The sequence below is a fragment of the Alicyclobacillus sp. CIJ1 genome (assembly GCF_057538885.1).
The window spans coordinates 1-230 of sequence record NZ_BAAJPH010000085.1 but is presented as its reverse complement, the minus strand read 5'-3'; the positions used below and the strand labels follow the sequence as shown (position 1 = coordinate 230).

The window sequence follows — 230 nt, the reverse complement described above, 5'->3', positions numbered from 1 at the left end:
CAGCGAAACGCTGACGCCGTTCCCTGAACCTGTTCCCACGCCCCCACCGCTGCCGCTTTGGCTGCTCCCAATGGTAAAGTTGGCCGTCACAGGCCCCGAAATGCGATCCACACCGTCTGCCACCCACGCCTGAGCCTCGTAATTCCCCGGCGTCAGGTAACTCGCGGAAAACGTATCCGTGTACGTTCCCTGACTTCCGACTTCATTCTGCATCTCGGAAATGTCACTGA

Annotated in this window: 1 protein-coding gene; it reads right to left on the bottom strand. The window is 59.1% G+C overall.

Annotated elements, in window-relative coordinates:
* Window positions 1-230, bottom strand: a 230-nt coding sequence (locus tag AC27E8_RS06570; protein WP_487098626.1) for a hypothetical protein, incomplete at both ends; no start/stop codon positions are given.